The sequence below is a fragment of the Micromonospora sp. SL1-18 genome (assembly GCF_047921505.1).
Classification (GTDB): domain Bacteria; phylum Actinomycetota; class Actinomycetes; order Mycobacteriales; family Micromonosporaceae; genus Micromonospora.
This window is the reverse complement of sequence record NZ_JBLROA010000084.1, coordinates 1-19,304: the sequence shown is the minus strand read 5'-3', so window position 1 is coordinate 19,304 and position 19,304 is coordinate 1. Positions and strand designations below refer to the sequence as shown.

General features: G+C 72.5%; 19 protein-coding genes. 9 read left to right on the top strand and 10 right to left on the bottom strand.

Going from position 1 to position 19,304, the window contains the following annotated elements; translation table 11 throughout:
* Positions 1-163 precede the first annotated feature (163 nt).
* On the bottom strand, positions 164-1,159 hold the full coding sequence (locus ACNAW0_RS27135; protein WP_416290854.1) for a helix-turn-helix transcriptional regulator: 996 nt from the start codon (positions 1,157-1,159) through the stop codon (positions 164-166).
* A gap of 207 nt (positions 1,160-1,366) precedes the next feature.
* On the opposite strand from ACNAW0_RS27135, the gene ACNAW0_RS27130 reads away from it, so the two are divergent.
* Both ACNAW0_RS27130 and ACNAW0_RS27125 read left to right on the top strand, forming a co-directional pair.
* Positions 1,367-2,989 carry an ABC-F family ATP-binding cassette domain-containing protein gene (locus ACNAW0_RS27130; protein WP_416290853.1) on the top strand — a complete coding sequence of 541 codons (1,623 nt, stop codon included), beginning with the start codon at positions 1,367-1,369 and terminating at the stop codon, positions 2,987-2,989.
* Positions 2,990-3,044: 55 nt separating this feature from the next.
* A complete protein-coding gene (locus tag ACNAW0_RS27125; RefSeq protein WP_416290852.1) occupies positions 3,045-4,037 on the top strand; it encodes a tyrosine-type recombinase/integrase in 993 nt (330 codons plus the stop codon).
* Positions 4,038-4,105: 68 nt separating this feature from the next.
* Here the strand turns inward: ACNAW0_RS27125 and ACNAW0_RS27120 are convergent, their stop codons facing one another.
* Complete coding sequence (locus tag ACNAW0_RS27120; protein WP_416290851.1) at positions 4,106-5,053, bottom strand: helix-turn-helix domain-containing protein; 948 nt, start codon at positions 5,051-5,053, stop codon at positions 4,106-4,108.
* A 101-nt stretch (positions 5,054-5,154) separates the two neighbouring features.
* Here ACNAW0_RS27120 and ACNAW0_RS27115 point away from each other — a divergent pair, with 101 nt between their 5' ends.
* On the top strand, positions 5,155-6,192 hold the full coding sequence (locus tag ACNAW0_RS27115) for a saccharopine dehydrogenase family protein (RefSeq protein WP_416290850.1): 1,038 nt from the start codon (positions 5,155-5,157) through the stop codon (positions 6,190-6,192).
* A gap of 111 nt (positions 6,193-6,303) precedes the next feature.
* On the opposite strand, the gene ACNAW0_RS27110 is transcribed toward ACNAW0_RS27115, so the two are convergent.
* Together ACNAW0_RS27110 and ACNAW0_RS27105 are read right to left on the bottom strand one after the other, a co-directional pair.
* Positions 6,304-6,675, bottom strand: a complete 372-nt coding sequence (locus ACNAW0_RS27110; protein WP_416290849.1) for a VOC family protein — start codon at positions 6,673-6,675, stop codon at positions 6,304-6,306.
* Between the two features lie 58 nt (positions 6,676-6,733).
* On the bottom strand, positions 6,734-8,440 hold the full coding sequence (locus ACNAW0_RS27105) for an acyl-CoA dehydrogenase family protein (protein ID WP_416290848.1): 1,707 nt from the start codon (positions 8,438-8,440) through the stop codon (positions 6,734-6,736).
* 109 nt (positions 8,441-8,549) lie between these two features.
* Between ACNAW0_RS27105 and ACNAW0_RS27100 the strand changes: the two genes are divergently transcribed.
* Positions 8,550-9,008, top strand: a complete 459-nt coding sequence (locus ACNAW0_RS27100) for a hypothetical protein (protein ID WP_416290847.1) — start codon at positions 8,550-8,552, stop codon at positions 9,006-9,008.
* Positions 9,009-9,010: 2 nt separating this feature from the next.
* On the opposite strand, the gene ACNAW0_RS27095 is transcribed toward ACNAW0_RS27100, so the two are convergent.
* Genes ACNAW0_RS27095 through ACNAW0_RS27085 form a run of 3 tightly spaced genes read right to left on the bottom strand, consistent with a single transcriptional unit; the run spans position 9,011 to position 11,971 of the window.
* Entirely contained in the window at positions 9,011-9,730 is a 720-nt protein-coding gene (locus ACNAW0_RS27095) for a thymidine kinase (protein ID WP_416290846.1), read from the bottom strand.
* 55 nt (positions 9,731-9,785) lie between these two features.
* Positions 9,786-11,189 (bottom strand): MFS transporter, encoded by a 1,404-nt coding sequence (locus ACNAW0_RS27090; RefSeq protein WP_416290845.1) that lies wholly within the window; start codon positions 11,187-11,189, stop codon positions 9,786-9,788.
* A gap of 14 nt (positions 11,190-11,203) precedes the next feature.
* On the bottom strand, positions 11,204-11,971 hold the full coding sequence (locus ACNAW0_RS27085) for a glycerophosphodiester phosphodiesterase (protein WP_416290856.1): 768 nt from the start codon (positions 11,969-11,971) through the stop codon (positions 11,204-11,206).
* Between the two features lie 99 nt (positions 11,972-12,070).
* Here ACNAW0_RS27085 and ACNAW0_RS27080 point away from each other — a divergent pair, with 99 nt between their 5' ends.
* The gene (locus ACNAW0_RS27080) at positions 12,071-12,526 is read left to right on the top strand and encodes a helix-turn-helix domain-containing protein (RefSeq protein ID WP_416290844.1); all 456 of its coding nucleotides are present in this window, start codon (positions 12,071-12,073) and stop codon (positions 12,524-12,526) included.
* Positions 12,519-12,887: a DUF4180 domain-containing protein gene (locus tag ACNAW0_RS27075; RefSeq protein WP_416290843.1), complete on the top strand. Its 369-nt coding sequence runs from the start codon at positions 12,519-12,521 to the stop codon at positions 12,885-12,887. Before ACNAW0_RS27080 ends, ACNAW0_RS27075 begins: the two co-directional genes overlap by 8 nt.
* Before the next feature lie 122 nt (positions 12,888-13,009).
* Here the strand turns inward: ACNAW0_RS27075 and ACNAW0_RS27070 are convergent, their stop codons facing one another.
* The gene (locus tag ACNAW0_RS27070) at positions 13,010-13,783 is read right to left on the bottom strand and encodes a lysophospholipid acyltransferase family protein (RefSeq protein WP_416290842.1); all 774 of its coding nucleotides are present in this window, start codon (positions 13,781-13,783) and stop codon (positions 13,010-13,012) included.
* 176 nt (positions 13,784-13,959) lie between these two features.
* On the opposite strand from ACNAW0_RS27070, the gene ACNAW0_RS27065 reads away from it, so the two are divergent.
* The 3 genes from ACNAW0_RS27065 to eis all read left to right on the top strand — a co-directional run bounded on the left by ACNAW0_RS27065 (position 13,960) and on the right by eis (position 17,722).
* Positions 13,960-15,372 (top strand): cytochrome ubiquinol oxidase subunit I, encoded by a 1,413-nt coding sequence (locus ACNAW0_RS27065; RefSeq protein ID WP_416290841.1) that lies wholly within the window; start codon positions 13,960-13,962, stop codon positions 15,370-15,372.
* 14 nt (positions 15,373-15,386) lie between these two features.
* Complete coding sequence (cydB, locus tag ACNAW0_RS27060; protein WP_416290840.1) at positions 15,387-16,385, top strand: cytochrome d ubiquinol oxidase subunit II; 999 nt, start codon at positions 15,387-15,389, stop codon at positions 16,383-16,385.
* 137 nt (positions 16,386-16,522) lie between these two features.
* Entirely contained in the window at positions 16,523-17,722 is a 1,200-nt protein-coding gene (eis, locus tag ACNAW0_RS27055; protein WP_416290839.1) for an enhanced intracellular survival protein Eis, read from the top strand.
* A 181-nt stretch (positions 17,723-17,903) separates the two neighbouring features.
* On the opposite strand, the gene ACNAW0_RS27050 is transcribed toward eis, so the two are convergent.
* Positions 17,904-18,581 carry a hypothetical protein gene (locus tag ACNAW0_RS27050; RefSeq protein ID WP_416290838.1) on the bottom strand — a complete coding sequence of 226 codons (678 nt, stop codon included), beginning with the start codon at positions 18,579-18,581 and terminating at the stop codon, positions 17,904-17,906.
* A 119-nt stretch (positions 18,582-18,700) separates the two neighbouring features.
* Positions 18,701-19,304: RNA-guided endonuclease InsQ/TnpB family protein (locus ACNAW0_RS27045; RefSeq protein WP_416290837.1), on the bottom strand; the 604-nt coding region annotated here is incomplete at its 5' end.

Genomic DNA, 19,304 nt, shown 5'->3' with positions numbered 1-19,304 from the left:
CGGAAACGGGAATCTCCCGCCATTAGGCAGGGGAGGATGTCAACGCGAGATCCCCGCCTTCAACGGGGGCCCGTACGCCCAGCACTGGTTCGAAAAGCTCCTGCCGGGCCGGGCCGGGCCGGGTCGACGCCGTCGAACACCAGACCCAAGATCAAAGCCTGAGTCAATCCGACTCGATGGCCACGCCACGCGGGTAGAGCCGGGCCAGGGCGTGGGCGGTCGCGGTGAGCCGCTCCCGCAGCTCGGCCGGTGCCAGCACCTCCACCTCCGCGCCGAGCTTGAGCAGTTCCGTGTGGGCGTGTTTCATCGACTCGATCGGCACGGTGGTCTCCAGCCAGCCGTGCTCGTCGGGCTCGCCGGCCGCCGCCCGGGCCGCCCGGCTCATCTCCGGCGGGAAGACGTACGCCGTGAACTCCAGCGCTGCGACGGTCATCCGGACCCGGGCCTCGGCCCGGTAGACGTCCCGCTCGTACCGCTGCGTCCACTCCCGCCAGTATCCGGCCAGGTCGAAGTCGGCCGGCCGCTCGTAGCGCTCGTCGCGTACCGCCAGGTCGAGCACGGCGCCGACCCGGTACGTGCGCAGCTGGTCGCCGCAGCGGGCCACCAGGTACCAGCGGCCCGCCTTGAGCACCACACCCAGCGGGGCCACCACCCGGGTCACCTCACGGGGGGCCCGCCAGCGCCGGTAGCGCATCTCCACCATCCGGTCCTCCCACACGGCCCGGGCCAGGGCAGCCAGGTGCGGGATGGGCTCGGGGTGCCGGAACCAGCCCGGCGCGTCCAGGTGGAACCGCTGCCGCATCCGGCCGCCCCGGTCGGCCAGCTCGTCGGGGAGCGCGGCCAGCAGTTTCAGCTCGGCGGCGGCCACCACCGGCCCGAGACCCAGCTCGGCGGCCGGTTCGGGTAGTCCGGCCAGGAACAGCGCCTCTGCCTCCGGGGCGGTCAGCCCGGTCAACCGCGTCCGGTAGCCCTCCAGCAGCCGGTACCCGCCGGCCGGGCCGCGGTCGGAGTACACCGGCACGCCGGCGGCGCCGAGCGACTCGACGTCCCGGTAGACGGTCCGGACGGAGACCTCCAGGGCGTCGGCGAGTTCCTGGGCGGTCATCCGCCCCCGGGTCTGCAGGAGCAGCAGCAGGGAGACCAGGCGGCTGGCACGCACCCGCCGACGGTATCCCGGACCGGAAAACCGCTGGCGGGCCGGCCGGCCGGCTGGCAGAGTCGCCCTTGACAGCGACGCCGACCCGTAGGAGTCGACCGCCAACATGTGATCCGCGAGGATGCGGCCGGGCGTAGCGCCCGCCGCCACGGTCACCGATCGCCGCCGTACCGGCCGCGGTCCCGCCCGTCGTCCCGCGGAGGATCGTCCATGTTGAAAGCCGTCTCGGTCAGCAAGTCCTACGATTCCGAACCCCTGTTCACCGGCCTCGACCTGATCGTCAACGCCGGCGACCGGGTGGGCCTGGTCGGCCCGAACGGGGTGGGCAAGTCGACCCTGCTGCGGGTGCTGATCGGCGAGGAACCACCCTCGTCCGGGCACGTCGAACGCGCCCCTGGCACCACCGTCGGCTACTTCGCGCAGCAGGTGCCCGACCCGGCCGCCACGGTCGGCGAGTTCCTCTCCGCCGGCCTGGGCGAGCTGCACCCCCTCGCCGGACAGCTGCGCGAGCTGGAACGGCGGCTCGCCGACGGCGACACCGCCGCGCTCGACGCGTACGGGGGGGCGCAGGACCGGTGGGCGGCGCTGGACGGCTGGCGGGCGCAGGCCCGGCTCACCGAGGTCCGGCAGCGCCTCGACGTCGACCACCTGGCCGACGGCACCCCGTTGCACCGGGTCAGCGGCGGCGAGCAGGCCCGGCTCACCCTGGCCCGGGTGCTGCTCGACGCCCCCGACCTGCTGGTGCTCGACGAACCCACCAACCACCTCGACGCCGACGGGATCGCCTGGCTGGGCGACTGGCTCGCCGGGTTCCCCGGCGGGGTGCTGGTGGTCAGCCACGACCGGGCGTTCCTCGACCGGACCGTGCAGCGCATCGTCGAGTTGGACGGCATCCACGACGAGCCGCAGACCTACCCGGGCGGATACACCGACTACCGGGCCGAGAAGCTGCGCCGCTGGCAGCGGCTGCTGCTGGACTACGAGGCTCAACAGAAGGACCAGCGCCGCTGGCTGGCCGACATCGAACGCACCAAGGACCACGCCCGCGGGGTGGAGGAGTCGGTGCGCAGTGGCCTCGGCGCCGACCAGCAGCGCCGCTACGCCAAGAAGGTGGCGAAGAAGGCCAAGGCCCGGGAGCGGCGCCTGCTGCGGCAGATGGCGTCGGTGCGCTGGCTGGCGGAGCCGCGTACCCGACCGGCCCTGGCGCTGGCGTTCCCGCAGGGGCCGCCCGCGGACGCCGAGGTGCTGCGGGCCCGCGACCTGACCCTGATCGCCGGCGGCCGGATCCTGCTGGAGCGGGCCGAGCTGGGCGCGCGTGGCGGCGACCGGATCCTGCTGACCGGCCCGAACGGGGCCGGCAAGACCACCCTGCTGCGGGTCCTCGCCGGCCGGCGCGACCCGGACGCCGGCCGGGTCGAGGGCGCGACCGGCGTCGCGCTGCTGCCGCAGACCCACGACGCGCTGCGCACCGACGTCACCGTCGTGGACTACTTCCGCTCCCAGGTGCCGGTGTACGTCGACGACGCGGAGCGCCTGCTCGACGGCTACCTGTTCGGGCCGGACCAGTGGGACGCGCGGCTGCGCACCCTGTCCGCCGGCGAGCTGCGCCGGCTGCTGCTCGCGGTCATGGTGAACAGCCCCGCCCGGGTGCTGCTGCTGGACGAGCCCACGAACTATCTGGACTTCGACTCGCTCGACGTGGTCGAGGCGGCGGTGCGCGAGTTCCGGGGCACGGTGGTGATGGTCAGCCACGACACGTGGTTCGCCGAGGCGGTGGGCTTCGACCGGCGCTGGCGGATCGCCGACGGCCGGCTGGTGGAGGAGACGATCTGATCTTCATGGGCGCGCCTCGTCGCACTCCGCCCCACCGGCTGAGAAGCTTTCTCGCATGCTGCGTTCCGAGGTCCTGCCGCGCGGGCCGGCCCGTCCCGCGCTGCCCAACGGGCCGGCCGACTTCACCGAGGCGTGGCTGCGTAACCGGCGGCTGTCGGAGCACACCCGCGACGCGTACCGGCGGGATGTCGGCGGCTGGCTGAGCTGGTGTGCCGGGCGTGGCCTCGACCCGCTGCGGGCCACCTTCCTCGACGTCAACGCCTACGGTCGTGAGCTGGAGGCCACGCTGGGTGTGCGCAGCGGTCGACCGCTCACCCCGGCCACCGTCGCCCGCCGCCTGTCCGCCCTGTCCAGCTGGTACGACTTCCTGGTCAAGCTGCGCGCGGTGGAGGCCAACCCGGTGGCCGCCGCCGACCGTCCCCGCGTCGACCGGGACCACTCCGCCACCGTCGGCCTGACCCCGGAGGAGGTCGACGCGCTGCTCACCGCCGCCGAGGCGGACACCGGCCCGACCGCCTCCCGCAACCGGGCCACCATCGCGCTGCTGGCCGACCTCGGGCTGCGGGTCGGCGAGCTGATCTCGCTGAACCTGACCGACCTGGGTGCCGAGCGGGGGCACCGCAGCGTCCGGTTCGTCGGCAAGGGCGGCAAGGTACGCCGCCGGGCGCTCACCCCCGGCACCGTGTACGCTGTCGACGCCTACCTGGCCGCCCGGGCCGCCGCGCAGCAGGTGACCGTGCCCGAGCTGGCCGGGCCGCTGCTGGTCACCGCCACCGGCGCCCGGCTGGACCGGCATTCGGTGTTTCGGCTGGTCCGCCGGCTCGCCCAGGCTGCCGGCATCCCCGCCTGGGCGAAGCTGTCCCCGCACTCGCTGCGGCACGCGTTCGCCACCACCGCCCGTGCCGAGGGAGTGCCGCTGGAGGACGTGCAGGACGCCATGGGGCACGCCGACCCGCGCACCACCCGCCGCTACGACCGGGACCGGCACAACCTCGACCGCGATCCCGCGTATGTCATCTGGGCCGCCCGCGCCCGCCGCCGCGGATAGTCCGGTTCACGCTGGCGTCCCTTCGGCTGATGAGACGGCCGAGAGCCGTCAAGGCGAGGGCCGCAGTGTCACGCCCGGAACGTGCGGCGGTAGGCGTCCGGCGGTACGCCGATCGTGCGGTGGAAGTGGCGGCGCAGTGTCGTCGCCGTGCCCATGCCCGCGGCCGAGGCGATGGTGTCGACGCTGTCGTCCGTGGTTTCCAGCAGCTCCTGCGCGCGCCGGATCCGCTGCGTCAGCAGCCATTGCAGCGGGGTGGTGCCGGTTACCGAGCGGAAGTGGCGGGCCAGGTGGCGCGAGCTCATGTTCGCCTGCCGGGCCAGGTCCTCCACGGTGAGCGGCTGGTCCAGCCGCCGCATCACCCAGGGGAGCAGCTCGGCCAGGGGATGGCCGTCCTGGGCGGGCACCGGTGTGGTGACGAACTGGGCCTGGCCACCGGCCCGGTGGGGCGGCACGACCAGGCGGCGGGCGACCACATTGGCAATCGCTGAGCCGTGGTCGCGGCGGACCAGGTGCAGGCACAGGTCCATCGCTGCGGCCTTGCCCGCGGACGTGAGTACGCTGCCGTTGTCGACGTAAAGCACGTCCGGGTCGACCTTTACCCGGGGGTAGCGCGCGGCCAGTTCCTCGGTGTGGGCCCAGTGCGTGGTCGCGCGCAGCCCGTCCAGCAGGCCGGCGGCGGCCAGCACGAACACGCCCGTGCACAGGGAGACCACCCGCGCGCCCGACTCGTGGGCCGCGCGTACCGCCTCGACCAGGTCGGCCGGCGGGTCCTCGTCGACGTCGGTCAAGGCGGGAACGATCACGGTGTTGGCGTGCGCCAGCCGGTCGATCCCGCAGTCCGGCTCCAGCAGGAACCGGCCGACCCGGACGGCGTGCGTGCCGCACACCCTGACGTCGTACCAGGGACCTGGCAGGGCGGCCGGGGCGGAGCCGAAGACCTCGTACGCCAGGGCCAGCTCGAAGTGCAGCATCCCCTCGGTAGCGGCGACCGCGACGGAGCGCGGGATACAGCTCATGTCGGGAATTGTATGGGTCGTGTCGTTCCGGACACTAGGCACCGATGGCCAATGGGGACAGGATTTCCGCAGTGGATCACTTCGAGCACGCGGGAGCAGGCATGGGATCGGGTCGGAACGTGGCGGTGTTCGGCGCCTACGGGCACACCGGGCGGTTCGTGGTCGCGGAGTTGCGCGAGCGCGGATATATCCCGCTGCTCCTCGGCCGCGACCAGGACAAGCTACTGGCGCTGACCCAACCGGGGCTCGAGGCGCGACAGTCATCGGTCGACGATCCGCCCTCGCTCGACCGCGCGTTGAACGGCGCGGCCGCCGTGATCAACTGCGCCGGGCCCTTCGTCACGACCGCCGCCCCGCTGGTCGAGGCGGCGCTGCGCGCCGGCATCCCGTATGTCGACGTGGCGGCCGAGATCGAGGCGAACCTTGACACGTTCGCGCACTTCGCGGAGCGCGCCCGCGCCGCGGGCATCGTGGTGGTCCCGGCGATGGCCTTCTTCGGCGGCCTCGGCGACCTGTTGGTCACCACCGCGATGGGCGACTGGACGGCGGCGGACGAGGCGCACATCGCCTACGGACTGAGCAGTTGGCACCCCACCGGCGGAACGCTCGCTTCGGGCGCGGTCTCGGGGCGGCGACGGGGTGGCCGCCGTGTCCGCTACACCGGCGGACGGCTGGAATACCACGACGAGGCTCTGCCGACCCTGGAGTGGCCCTTCCCGGCTCCGCTCGGCCCCCAGAGCGTCATCGGAGAGTTCACCATGGCCGACGTCGTCACCGTTCCCAGCCACCTGGCCGTCCCCGAGGTGCGCACCTACATGACCGCCAAGGCGGCCGCGGACCTGACCGCTCCCGACGCTTCGGCACCGGCCGCCGTCGACAAGCACGGCCGTTCCGCGCAGACCTTCGTCGTTGACGTCCTCGTCCGCTCCGGCGGCACGGAACGCCGCGTGGTCGCCGCCGGTCAGGACATCTACGCCATCAGCGCGCCGCTCGCGGTGGAGGCCGTCGACCGCATCCTCACCGGCCGGACCAGGACCGCCGGCGTCGCCTCCGCCGGCGCGGTCTTCGACGCCCCGGACTTCCTCCGCGCCCTGTCCTCGCACCTCTCGCTGCACGTCCCGCTCGACACCCACGGCTGAACGGCGACCCGTGCCGGCTTCCAGACCGTGGTCATCGCCCGGTAGCCGTCGGCATCGAGCTGGTGCGCCGGCTCGCCGGGCGGGCCGCGCGCCCGGCGAGCCGGCCCGTGGTCAGCCCTGCGGGCGGGGGCAGATGCAGAACGGCTGGCCGATCGGGTCGAGCAGCACGGTCCACCGCTCGCCGCCCGGCTGGAACTCGGGTTTCGTCGCGCCGGCCGCCAGGAGTTCCTTCTCCGCCACCGCCACGTCGTCGACGTACAGGTCCAGGTGGTAACGCTTGCCGCCGGTGGCGTCCGGCCAGGCGGGCGGCGCGTACCCGTCCACCAGGCCGAAGCCGATCGACGTCCCGTCTTTGCTGATCATGGCGTATTCGGCCTGGCTGTGGGTGATCTCCCAGCCGAGGGCACGGGAGTAGAACGCGGCGTGGGCGGCCGGGTCGGAGCTGTCCAGGTTGACCATCGCGAGGTCGGCGTGCACTGTCATGCCGCCCATCCTGTCGGCAGATCCTGACATCCTCTGGCAGGTACCCGGGCCAATCTTCTCAGCAGAGCAGATCCAGGTGCCGGTGGGCGTCGGCGGCGGTGTCCTCGTGCCGCAGCCGCCGCCGCGCCCAGAGCCGGGCCGCCACCTCGGCCTGCTCGTCGCCCCACGCCGCGTGCTCCACCAGCAGCGCAGTGGTCAACGCGTACGCCGCCCGCAGCGCCAGCCCGCGCGCCCCGGCGACCACCTCGACCGCGGTCGGGTCGTCGGCGACCTCACCGAGGCGGGCCCGCAGTTCGTCGGTGACCGCGGCCAGGGTGTCGGCCAGGGCGGGGGAGAGCGGGCGGGCCAGGTCGACGGCCTCGGCGAGCCGGCGCAGCAGCGACGGGCCCGCGTGCTCCCGGGTGAGCGCGCGCAGCACGTCCAGGGCGAGCACGTTGGTGGTGCCCTCCCAGATCGGCAGCACCTGGGCGTCGCGCAGCAGCCGCGGCACCCCGGTGTCCTCGACGTAGCCGGCACCGCCGAACGCCTCCACGTACTCGCTGGCGGAGGCCACGGCCAGCCGCCCGGTGGCAAGCTTGGCCAGCGGCGCCACCACCCGTAACTCGGCCGCGGCGTCCGGGTCGCCGCCCACCTCGACCCGCCCGAGCAACGCGAACGCGTGCCCGGCGAGGACGAACGCGCCGGCCGCGTCGACCGCGAGCGCGCCGAGGGTGGCCCGGTGCAGCGGCGACTCGGCGAGCCGGCCGCCGGCGACCTGCCGCGCCTGCGCGTACGCGCGGGCGTACGCGAGGCCGCGGCGCATGCCGGAGGCGGCGGCGCAGGCGTTGTGCACCCGGGTCACCACCACCAGGCTCATCGCCCGCACCAGGCCGGGCACCGCCGGGTCGCCGAGCGGCAGCGCGTACGCGTCGCGCAGCCCGATCTCGGCGGTGGGCAGCGCCCACGTGCCCAGCTTGTCCTTGAGCCGGTGCACGGTCACCCCGGGCGCCGGTGCGTCGGCGGCAACAGTGGCGCCGGCCAGGGGCGAGTCGGCGGCGTAGCGGGGCACCAGGAACGGCGCGAGGACCCGGCTTCCCCGGCCGGCACCGTCGGGTCGGGCGAGCGTGACAGCCATCGGCGCGTCGGCGGCGGAGCAGAACCACTTCTCCCCGGTCAGCCGCCACGACCCGTCGGCAGCGGGCCGGCCGATGGTGCCGGAGCGGGACAGGTCGGAGCCGCCCTGCGACTCGGTCATCCACTGCCCGCTGACGATCGCGGTGTCCGGGTCGGTGGAGATCAGCCGGGGCAGCCAGGCGTCACGGACGCCGCCGTCGACCTCGGGGAGGCTGAGCAGCGTGGCGGCGCCGTCGGCCATGGCCACCGGGCAGGAGAAGGTGGCCGACTCCGGGGCGTACAGGTGCAGCAGGGCGTGCTGGACGACCCGGGCGGCGGCCCCCCAGGTGGCGCGGGCGGACTCCAGGTAGGGCAGCGCGACCACGGCGTGCCGGGCGGCGGCGGCCCGCTGGACCTGCCAGCCGGCGGAGGTGTCGATGCGGTCGACGCGGGCGCCCCACGGGTCGTAGCGGACCAGGGCGGGCGGGTGGGCCTCGGCGTCGGCGTGCGCGGCCCGCAGCGGCCCGGTGACGTCGGCGGCCAGGTCGGCGAGCCGGCCCTTCGCGGCGGCGTGCCCGGCCGGGCCGAGGTGCCGATCCAGCCAGGACCGCAGCAACGGGTCCGCGGTGTACGGGTCGTCGGGAGTGGGCACCGGCTGCACGTAGCGGGTCATCCGTGGCTCCTCGTTAGAGGGTGTGCGCCGACGGTAATCGATCCGGTCGCACCGGCGACAGGGGGCAACTTCCTGCGCGCCGCCGGTGCCGCTGCCTACCGTCTAGGTGATGGGCAAGAAGCAGGAGTGGAACAGGCCGGCCCGGCGGGTCCGGCCGGGACGCGCCAGCCTGCTGTTCGGCGGCCTCGGGCTCGGCGTGTGCCTGATCGGAGTGGCCGGCCTGGCGTTGTGGAACGTGCAGGTGCTGTGGCGGGCCAACGGCCCGGTGCGGGAGACCGCCGACAACTTCCTCCACGAGGTCGCCGCCGGCGAGACCGACAAGGCGTACGACAAGCTGTGCCGGCAGGCGCGCAGCAAGTGGAGCGCGGTCGGCTTCGGCAGCTGGGTGCGTACCCCGCCGCAGGTGCGCGGCTACGAGATCACCGACGTGTCGGTGGCCACCCAGCGCGGCATCCCGCGCGCCACGGTGAAGGTGCGGCTGACCCGCGACGGCGGGGCCAGCGAGGACCGGACGCTGCCGATCGTGCAGGAGGACGGCAAGTGGCGGGTCTGCGGGGACCCGTTCTGACCTCAGCCGCGCGGGCCGAGATCACCGGAGCGGTAGTGCCGGCGGCAGAGCACCTGATAGCGCACGTCGGCGCTGTCCACGGTGTCGCCGATGACGACCTGCGCGCCCTCGCGAACCACCCGCCCCTCGACGACCCGGGCGTTGAGCAGCCCCTCCCGGCCGCACCAGCAGAGCACCTCGACCTGGATGCGGGCCACCTCGTCGGCGAGTTCGAACAGCCGCTGCGCGGCGGGGAACAGGCAGGACCGGAAGTCGGTGGCCAGGCCGAACGCGTACACGTCGACGTCGTATTCGTCGACCAGTTCGGCCATCTGCTCGACGTGGTCCAGGTTGTAGAAGGACGCCTCGTCGCAGATCAGGTAGTCGACGCGGATCGCCTGCGAGAGGGCGTCGCGGACCAGGTCGCGCAGGTCGAGGTCGTCGGTGACCTCGATGGCGGAGTGGGCCAGGCCGATGCGGGTGGTGACCTGCGGGCCGAGCGAGCGGTCGATGCGGGTGGTGACCAGGCCACGGCGGCCCTGCCGGGCGTGGTTGTAGTTCATCTGCAGGGCCATCGTGGACTTGCCACAGTCCATCGGCCCCCAGAAGAACTTCAGCGCGGCGGCGTGCAGCGGCCGCCCGTCAACGCCGCGGGCGGCGGCACAGCCGCCGCGACGGTCGTCGCCGGGGCCCGGGCGGGGCCGGGCCAGGCAGGTCGGGGCGGCAGCGGCGTCGTCGGTCACGTCCGGGCAGCCTAGTCGATCGACCGCCCTTGATCATGCCGATGCACGCAGCCGCCTAGAGCACCCGGGGCGGGGTGTTGCCGGCCGCGACGATGGCCCGGCGCATCGGCACGGCGGCCAGCAGCGCGAACCCGACCACGAAGAAGATCAGCAGGGAGACCAGACCCACCCGGTACGAGGCGGTGAGCTGGAACACCAGCCCGAAGGCCAGCGGTCCGAGCCAGCTGGTGCCCTTGTCGCTGATCTCGTAGAAGCCGTAGTACTCGCCCTCCTTGCCGGCAGGGATGAGCTGGCTGAACAGCGACCGGCTCAGCGCCTGGCTGCCGCCGAGCACCAGCCCGATGCAGCCGCCGAGAATCATGAACGGCAGCGGCGCCTCGGCGGGCAGCCGGAACGCGGCGACGATCACCGCCGTCCACAGCACCAGCGACAGCAGCACCGTCTTCCACGCGCCGATACGCCGGGCCAGGGCACCGAGGGCGAGCGCCCCGCCGAAGGCGAGGAACTGCACCAGCAGGATCGTCACGATCAGGGTGCTCTGCTCCAACCGCAACTCCTCGGTGCCGTACTGGCTGGCCAGGGTGATGACGGTCTGGATGCCGTCGTTGAACACCAGGAAGGCGAGCAGGAAGAACAGCGTCAACGGGTATGTCCTGATCTCCCACAGGGTGCGGCCGAGCTGCCGGAATCCGTCGGTGAGCACGTTGCCGCCGCCGCTGCCGCTGCCCTGCAGCGCCTCCACGGTGGAGTGCTCCCGCAGCCAGCGCAGCGGCACCAGGGTGAACACCGCCCACCACACCCCGGCCGAGACGATGGACCACCGGGCCAGGTCCAGGGTGCGCTGCGGGTTGCCCTCCTCGCTCAGCATGCTGACCGCGACGAGGTTCAGCGCGAGCAGCAGCCCGCCGCCGAGGTAGCCGACGGCCCAGCCGCGGCTGGAGATGGTGTCGCGTTCGTCGGGTCCGCCGAGCTGCGGCAGGAACGAGTTGTAGACGACGATGGCCGCGCCGAAGGCGATGTTGGCGATCAGGAACAGCGCCCCGCCGAGCAGGTACCGCTCGCCGGTGACGAACGCGAACGCGATGGTCGCCCCGGCGCCGATGAACGCGGCCAGAGCCAACAGCCGCTTCTTGTGCATCGACCGGTCCGCGACCGCCCCGATCACCGGCAGCACGAAGACGGTGAGCAGGACCGACAGCGAGACCAGATACGGGTAGTAGGAGCCGGGGGAGACCCGGATGCCCAGCGGGTGCACGTACCCGCCGCAGCTGTCGGCGCCCAGCTCGCAGCCGGCGGCAAGCTTCGTGACCGTGGTGAGGAACGGGCCGAGGAAGACCGTGATCACCGTGGTCTGGAACGCGGAGTTCGCCCAGTCGTAGAAGTACCAGCCGGTGCGTTCGCGGCGGGTGCTGCCGGGCTGGGCGGGCTCGGCGACGGCGGGGGCGACCGTTTCGGCCATCGGGTTCCTCCGAGTCAGGCGGCCCAGTGGCCGCGGCTGCGGTAGACGTCGCGGAGCACTCCGACGTGATCGGTCATGATGCCATCCACGCCGAGATCAAGTAAGTCGTGCATCTGGGCGGGTTCGTCGATGGTCCAGACGTGCACCTGCAACCCGAGCCGGTGGCAGTACGCGACGAACCGCCGGTCGACCACCGGGATACGCCCGTACCGGACGGGGACCTGGGCGGCGACCACGGACGGGGGCAGCCGCAGAGCCCGCCCGTGCAGGGATGCCATCCGCAACCGGGCCACCCCACGCATGCCGAGGCTGGTGGCGACCTTCGGCCCGGTCAGGGCGCGCAGCCGCGTCAGCCGGGCATCGCTGAACGAGGCGAGCAGCACCCGCTCGCCGGCCCCGACCCGGGTGACCGCGTCGACGGTCGCCTCGACGCCGCCGTCGGCCTTGACGTCGATGTTGAACCGGACCTCCGGCCAGGCGGCGAGGACCTCGTCGAGGCGGGGGACGACGGCGGCGCCGCCGACGCGTACCGAGGCCAGGTCGGCCCAACGCAGCTCGGCGATGCGCCCCCGCTCGCCGGTGACCCGGTGCAGGGTGGCGTCGTGGAAGATCACCGGCACGCCGTCGGCGGTGGCGTGCACGTCGGTCTCCACGTACCGGTAGCCGAGGGCGATGGCCCGGGCGAACGCGGCGGCGGTGTTCTCGTCGCCGTCGGCCGCGCCACCGCGATGGGCGAAGGCCAGCGGCGCGGGGGCGTCGAGGTAGCCGTTGCGGCGCTGCACGCGGGAAGTACGCCGGGCGCGGGTGGCGTCCGGGTGACCGGCCGACGTCAAGCCGGCCAACTTCCCTATCATTCCCCATCATGCGTACGATAGGGAACGATGAGTAGTGACCTGTATTCGGTCGAGCAGGTGGCCGAGCTGCTCGACCTGCACGTGCGTACCGTGCGCGGCTACATCCGCGCCGGTCGGCTGCGCGCGGTGCGGATCGGCAAGCAGTACCGGATCGCCCGGGCCGACCTCGACGCGCTCACCGGCCGGCCCGCACCTCCAGCGCCGGACCGTGCACCGGCGCTGGAGGTGTCGAGCATCGTGCAGGTCGACGGCGTCGACCGGCTCGCCGCCGACCGGCTCGCCACCCTGGTGCTCGCCGCCGTCAACACCGGCCACGACCCCGCGCGCCCGCTGCGCGTACAGACCGTCCACGACGAGGAGCGCCACCGCATGAAACTCGTGATCCTGGGTGACGCCGCCGCGACCGCCGACCTGCTGCACCTGGTCGACGCGGTCCTGCGCGGCGACAACGGCCTGCTCGCGGGGGAGGTGCGCGATGCCTGACCTGATCCAGGAGCGGGCCGGCGTGCCGGTGCTGGTCTGCGACCCGGCCGGGCCGCCGGTGGCCACCACCGAGCAGGCCCTCGACCTGATCGGCGCGGCCTTCGCCGGCGCCGAGGTGGTCGCCGTACCCGCCGGCCGGCTCGACCCGAGCTTCTTCACCCTGGGCACTCGCTTCGCCGGGGAGGTCATGCAGAAGTTCGTTAGCTATCGGCTGCGGTTGGTCGTCGTCGGGGACATCAGCGCGCATCTCGCGGCCAGCTCGGCGCTACGCGCCCTGGTGGCCGAGTCGAACCGTCACGACCACGTGTGGTTCGTGCCCGACCTGGCCTCGCTCGACGCCCGGCTGTCCGCCCGCGACTGACCTTCTACACCCCACGCCCGGGCGCAAGGTTCCCGCAGATTCCCGGAAAGGCGTGGCCTCGACGCGGCCGAAGGCCACGCTTTCCGGGATCTGCGCCCACTCGCCGCGGCGCGCCGGGCCGGTCAACCGCCCGCCGGCCGACGGTGGTGGCGCCGGGCCGGGTCGGCCGGGCGGCCGGGGTCGACGTGGCGGGGCCAGTACGGTTCGTCGGGGCGAAGCGGTGCGAGGTTGTCGGTGATGGCGTCGATGATCCGATCGGTGGCCCGCCGGGCAGCTCCGGGCGTACCGGGGTTCAGGTGGCTCAGCACCACCGGGGTGCCGAAGTGCACCCGGATCACCGGCCGCCGGACGAGCGCCCGGGCGACACCGCCCAGCAGACCCTTGGGTGCCCGGTACGGCAGCACCTCGTGGGAGCCCCACTGGGCAACCGGGATGACCGGGGCGCCGCTGGCGAAGGCGAGCCGAGCGGCTCCGGTCTTGCCCCGTTCGGGCCACATCCCGGGGTCCAGCCCGATCCGTCCCTCCGGGTAGAGCAGCACCACCGAGCCGCCGGCCACGGCCCCGGCGGCGATGTCCAGTGACTGGTGTACGGAGCTGGTGCCCCGGTCGACGCGGATGTGCCCGGCGCGGCGCATCAGCGATCCGATCACGGGGGCACGGAACAGCCCGCCGGTGGCCATGATCCGCGGCGCGACGCCGCGCGCCCGGCAGGCGGCGGCGAGCACCAACGGATCGAACGGGCTGATGTGGTTGGCGGCCAGGATCAGCGGCCCGTGGCGCAGCTCGGCCGGCACGTCGCCGGTGACCTCCAGGCGGGCGACGAGGCCGACGACGCCGCGCGCGAGCAGTTGCGCGGTACGCCACAGCAGCGGCGCTCGCCAGGGGGTCGTGTTCATCAGTCGTGGATGGTCGCACGCCACAGGGTGGGCCGGGGACCCGATCCCGGCCGTACGGCAGAGGAGATCAGGGTCGTTGGCCCCGGGTCGGGTCGGGCCCCCCGGCCCTGCCGACCCTTCTACGACGCAGGGTAGTATTTACTACGTCTCGTAGTATGCACGGCTGGGGGTTTCAGGTGGACGCGTTGGACGTCGCCCGCTGGCAGTTCGGTGTCACCACCGTTTACCACTTTCTCTTCGTACCACTGACCATCGGCCTGTCGATCCTGGTAGCCATCCTCCAAACCCTGTGGCACCGCACCGGCAACGAGCGGTACCTGAAACTCACCAGGTTCTACGGCAAGCTCTTCCTCATCAACTTCGCGATGGGCGTGGTCACCGGCATCGTGCAGGAGTTCCAGTTCGGCATGAACTGGAGCGACTACTCCCGCTTCGTCGGCGACATCTTCGGCGCACCCCTGGCCATCGAGGCCCTGGTCGCCTTTTTCCTCGAATCAACCTTCATCGGCCTGTGGATCTTCGGCTGGGACCGCCTACCCAAGCGCCTGCACCTGGCCACCATCTGGGCCGCCGCCATCGGCACCAACCTGTCCGCCTACTTCATCCTCGCCGCGAACTCCTTCATGCAGAACCCGGTCGGCTACCGGATCAACCCCACCACCGGCCGCGCCGAACTGACCGACTTCCTCGCCGTCCTCACCAACAAGGTCGCCCTGATCACCTTCCCGCACACCCTCGCCGGGGCGTTCCTGGTCGCCGGGTCGCTCATCGTCGCCGTCAGCCTTTACCACGTCATCCGCCACCGCGACAGCGCCGACGCCGACGCCTACCGCTTCGCCGCCAGGTTCGGCTCCTGGGTGGTCCTGCTCGCCTCCGCCCTGGTGCTGCTCACCGGCGACATCCAAGGCAAGATCATGACCGAGGTGCAGCCGATGAAGATGGCCGCCGCCGAGGGCCTCTACACCACCGAGAGCCCCGCCTCTTTCTCCGTACTCACCGTCGGCAGCCTCGACGGCAGCCGCGAGGTCTTCGCCCTCAAGATCCCGTACCTGCTGTCGTTCCTCGGCACCGGCGACCCCAACGGCACCGTGCACGGCATCAACGACCTGCAGGCCCAGTACGCCACCCAGTACGGCCCAGGCAGCTACACCCCGATCATCCCGGTCACCTACTGGAGCTTCCGCTTCATGATCGGCTTCGGGCTCGCCGCCGCCGCGATCGCCCTGCTGGTCCTCTGGAGCCAACGCAAAGGCCGCACCCCCCACAGCAAGTGGCTGCTGCGCGCCGGCCTCGTCATGCCCGTGCTGCCGCTGCTGGCCAACTCCTTCGGCTGGATCTTCACCGAAATGGGCCGCCAGCCGTGGATCGTCTTCGGCGAGATGCTCACCCGCAACGGCGTGTCCCGCAGCGTCACCCTGCCCGAGGTGCTCACCTCCTTCACCGCCTTCACCCTGATCTACGCCACCCTCGCCGTGATCGAGTTCAAACTGCTCATCCGCTACGCCAAGGCCGGCGTACCCGACGTCACCCCGGCACCCCAACCCGACGACACCGACGACGCCGACCGCCCGCTCACCTTCGCCTACTGACCCCGGAGCCCACCGTGGAACTGACCACCGTCTGGTTTCTCCTCGTCGCCGTCCTCTTCACCGGCTACTTCATCCTCGAAGGCTTCGACTTCGGCGTCGGCATGCTGCTGCCCGTCCTCGGCCGCGACGACCGGGAACGCCGCGTCCTGATCAACACCATCGGACCCGTCTGGGACGGCAACGAGGTCTGGCTGATCACCGCCGGCGGCGCCATGTTCGCCGCCTTCCCCGAGTGGTACGCCACCCTCTTCTCCGGCTTCTACCTGCCGCTTCTGCTCATCCTGCTCGCCCTCATCGCCCGAGGCGTCGCCTTCGAATACCGGCACAAGCGCCCCGAGGCCTCCTGGAAACGCCGCTGGGACCAAGCCATCTTCGTCGGCTCCCTGCTGCCGGCGATCCTCTGGGGCGTCGCCTTCGCCAACATCCTGCGCGGCGTACCCCTGTCCGCCGACCACGAATACGTCGGCGGCCTGCTCGACCTACTCAACCCGTACACCCTGCTCGGCGGCCTCACCACCCTGGGCCTGTTCCTCACCCACGGCGCGGTGTTCCTCGCCCTCAAGACCACCGGCGACATCCGCGACCGCGCCGGCGCCCTCGCCGTCAAACTCGGCCTCGGCACCGCCGTGATCGCGGTGGCCTTCCTGACCTGGACCCTGACCATCCGCTCCAGCACGGCCGCCGTCGTGCTCGCCGCCGGCGCGGCCCTCGCCCTGCTCGGCGGTCTGGCCGCCGCCCGCGTACGCCGGGAAGGCTGGGCCTTCACCGGCACCGCCGTGGCGATCGCCCTGGCCGTGGCCACCCTGTTCGCCGCGCTGTTCCCCAACGTGCTCCCGTCCACCCTGGACACCGCCGGCACACTGACCGCCACCAACGCCGCCTCCACCCCCTACACCCTCAAGATCATGACCTGGGTGGCGGTGGTGTTCACCCCGATCGTGCTGGCCTACCAGGGCTGGACCTACTGGGTGTTCCGCAAGCGCATCGGCGTGGCGAACATCCCGCAACACTGAGCGCAGTCGTGGGGCCGTTGCAAGGAGCACCGGCCCCACACGCGCTCAGCCACCCATGGTGACCCCCAACCGGGACAGCCAGGCGACTGCCGGGAAAGCAGCGGCACCACCAAGATCCACGCCGCTACGGTGGGCCGATGCGCCCCACCGTCCGTGAACTGACCGCCGACGAACTTACCGATGCCTGGCAGCTCGGCCGGCTCGCCTTCGGCTCCGACCCGCAGCCGCCACCGCACGCCACCGCGCCGGCACCCGGCATGACCCGCTACGGTGCCTTCGACGACACTGACCGGCTCATCGGCAAAGCCGTCGACCTGCACCACGACCAGTGGTGGAATGGGCGCCGGGTACCCGCCTGCGGCGTCGGTGGCGTCGCGGTGGCCCCCGAGGCTCGCGGACGTGGCGTCGCACGCGCCATGCTCACCGCCGTGCTGCGCGGTGCCCACGAGCGCGGCGCAGCCGTCAGCGCCCTGTACCCGACCGTCACGGCCCCCTACCGCTCCTGCGGGTGGGAGATCAGCGGCGCCCTGCGCGTCGTCGACCTGCCCACCGCCGCCCTGACCCGGAACCCGCCCGCCCCACACCTGAGCGTCCGGGCCGGCGACCCCGCCGACCTGCCCGCCGTCACCGCTCTCTACGCGCACGTCGCCCAGCACCGCAACGGCATGCTCACCCGCCAGGGCGCCCTGTTCGACCACTTCCGCAACCGGCTCGCCGCAGACGGTGCCCTACCCTTCGACGGTCTCACCCTCATCGAACAGGACGGCCAACTCGTCGGCTACGCCAGCTTCGACCGCGGCCGCGGCTACGGCACCGACGCCGTCCTCACCATCCACGACGCCTTGGCCATCACCCCGGACGCGGCCCGCGAACTCGTCGGCGTCCTCAGCAGTTGGGCCAGCGTCACCCCGACCCTGCGCCTGCGGCTGCTCCACGGCGACGCCGTCACCGCACACCTGCCGCTGGAGGCAACCCGCGACCACCACCGCGACATCTGGATGCACCGGCCCGTCGACATCACCCGCGGCGTCACCACCCGCGGCTGGCCCACCCACGTCCACGGCACCGTCGACTTCACCCTCCACGACGAACTCGCCGAGTGGAACACCGGAACCTGGCGACTCGAGGTGGCCGACGGCGGCGCCCAACTCGCCCGCGTCACCACCGAAGCCGAACTGCACCTGACCGTACGCGGCTTCGCCCTGCTGTACACCGGAGCAGCTACCGCCCGCTCCGTCGCCGACGCCGGCCTGCTGCACTGCCCACCGGGGCAGGACCCCCAGCCCCTCGACCTGCTCGCCGCCGGAGGGCCCGCCCAACTGCACGACTACTTCTGACCAGCCGACCGCGCCAGACGCGGGTGCGACCCGCCGCCCCGCCCCACGATCCCACGTCGGGCGCGGTCGGCGTACTGCTCGCCGACCGTCGCCCACTCGACGAGCCGAGGAGCGGATAGGGGGAACAGCCGGACCGGTCCCCGGCCAAGTCGATCTCGGCCGGGGACCCGAGGTTCACCGCTCAAGGAGTCTCGCTCAGCTCCGCCAGCCGCGCCTCGATCTCCGCCAGCTCCGCGCGCAGCTTCTCCGCCTGCTGCTCCGCCTCCGCCCGCTCCGCGGCCAGGATCTGCTCCACCGCCTCCTGCACCCCCGGCACGTCCACCAACGCCACCATCCGCAGCGCCTCCGCCGGCTTCACCACGTACGGCCTGGCCAGGGCCTTGGCGCCCTGCTGCGCCGCCACCGTCCACTCACCGTCGGCGTACGCCAACGTCACCGTCAACCCCGCGGGGCTCTTCGGCTTCGCCGCCTTCACCGCCCGACGCGCGGGCTTCGCCTCCGCCTGCCGCTCCACCTTCGGCTCCTCCTGACGCGGCGCCGGCACCCGCGGCGTGTCCAACACGAACTCCGGCTCAACCGCCGGCGGCTCCTCGACCTCCGGCTTCGGCTCCACCGACTTGCGGCCCGCCCCCTTCGGCGCGATCTCCACATCGCCGGGGGAGAAGGGCAACTCGTCGCGGCCGAACCGCACCACCACGAACTCCTCGGAAAGCTCCGGATCGGTCAACTCCACCACCTGGCCGAGCTGACCCGCCACCTGCCCCGCCGCCGCCGTGAACACCACCTTCGGCTTACGGCCCGCCGCCAACGCCTCCCGAATGCCCGCCACCTCGTCCGTGGACAAACCCTGGCCCGCCATCACAGTCCTCTTCCGTACACCCAGTTGATTTCAGCCTTGATACCAGCCGGCTGCGACAACCGGAAGTTGACTTCCTCCCCACGCCTGAGGGCGGGGGGATTCCCGTGGCTGTGGCGTGTTCATGCCGCGAGCCTTGTGGGTGGTTGGCGCTTCGTAGACCGGGTAACCCCGAGGTCTCCACGCCCTGTTACCGCCAGCCCGGCGGTGAGTATGTTCTTGGCCGCGTTCACGTCGGCGTGGTCCTGGTGTCCGCAGGCGACGCATCGGAAGACCGCTTGGCTCTCGCGGGATTCCGGGGCGATGTGCTTGCAGGCGTGGCAGGTTTGCGACGTGTACGCGGGGTTGACCTTCTCGATGTGTGCGCCGTGGTAGCGGGCGGCGTGTTCCAGCTTGAGCAGGAACCCACCCCAACCCTTCGCGAGGATGGCCCGATTCAGGCCGGCCTTCTGACGCACGTTACGGCCGGGCTGCTCGGCAGTTCCTCGTGCGCTGGCGGTCATGTCCTTGATCCGCAGGCGCTCGACGGCGACCAGGCCGTGGTCGCGCACGAGGTGTACGGCTTCCTGCGTGATGAAGTCGGCCCGCCGGTGCCGGATACGGGCGTTGAGCCGGCCGATCTCGGCACGTATCGCGTCCCGGCGCTTCGATGCACGGTTACGGCCGTGAACCCGCAGTGACCGGGACAGGCGTTGCTGCAACCGTTTGAGCCGGGCCGCCTCGCCG

Coding starts and splice junctions, on each gene's coding strand:
- ACNAW0_RS27070 (WP_416290842.1), bottom strand. CDS start 13,783: ATGAACACGACCCCCTGGCGAGCGCCGCTGCTGTGGCGTACCGCGCAA.
- ACNAW0_RS27130 (WP_416290853.1), top strand. CDS start 1,367: ATGTTGAAAGCCGTCTCGGTCAGCAAGTCCTACGATTCCGAACCCCTG.
- ACNAW0_RS27100 (WP_416290847.1), top strand. CDS start 8,550: ATGGGCAAGAAGCAGGAGTGGAACAGGCCGGCCCGGCGGGTCCGGCCG.
- ACNAW0_RS27105 (WP_416290848.1), bottom strand. CDS start 8,440: ATGACCCGCTACGTGCAGCCGGTGCCCACTCCCGACGACCCGTACACC.
- eis (WP_416290839.1), top strand. CDS start 16,523: ATGCGCCCCACCGTCCGTGAACTGACCGCCGACGAACTTACCGATGCC.
- ACNAW0_RS27125 (WP_416290852.1), top strand. CDS start 3,045: ATGCTGCGTTCCGAGGTCCTGCCGCGCGGGCCGGCCCGTCCCGCGCTG.
- ACNAW0_RS27090 (WP_416290845.1), bottom strand. CDS start 11,189: ATGGCCGAAACGGTCGCCCCCGCCGTCGCCGAGCCCGCCCAGCCCGGC.
- ACNAW0_RS27075 (WP_416290843.1), top strand. CDS start 12,519: ATGCCTGACCTGATCCAGGAGCGGGCCGGCGTGCCGGTGCTGGTCTGC.
- ACNAW0_RS27050 (WP_416290838.1), bottom strand. CDS start 18,581: ATGGCGGGCCAGGGTTTGTCCACGGACGAGGTGGCGGGCATTCGGGAG.
- ACNAW0_RS27080 (WP_416290844.1), top strand. CDS start 12,071: ATGAGTAGTGACCTGTATTCGGTCGAGCAGGTGGCCGAGCTGCTCGAC.
- ACNAW0_RS27115 (WP_416290850.1), top strand. CDS start 5,155: ATGGGATCGGGTCGGAACGTGGCGGTGTTCGGCGCCTACGGGCACACC.
- ACNAW0_RS27110 (WP_416290849.1), bottom strand. CDS start 6,675: ATGACAGTGCACGCCGACCTCGCGATGGTCAACCTGGACAGCTCCGAC.
- ACNAW0_RS27120 (WP_416290851.1), bottom strand. CDS start 5,053: ATGAGCTGTATCCCGCGCTCCGTCGCGGTCGCCGCTACCGAGGGGATG.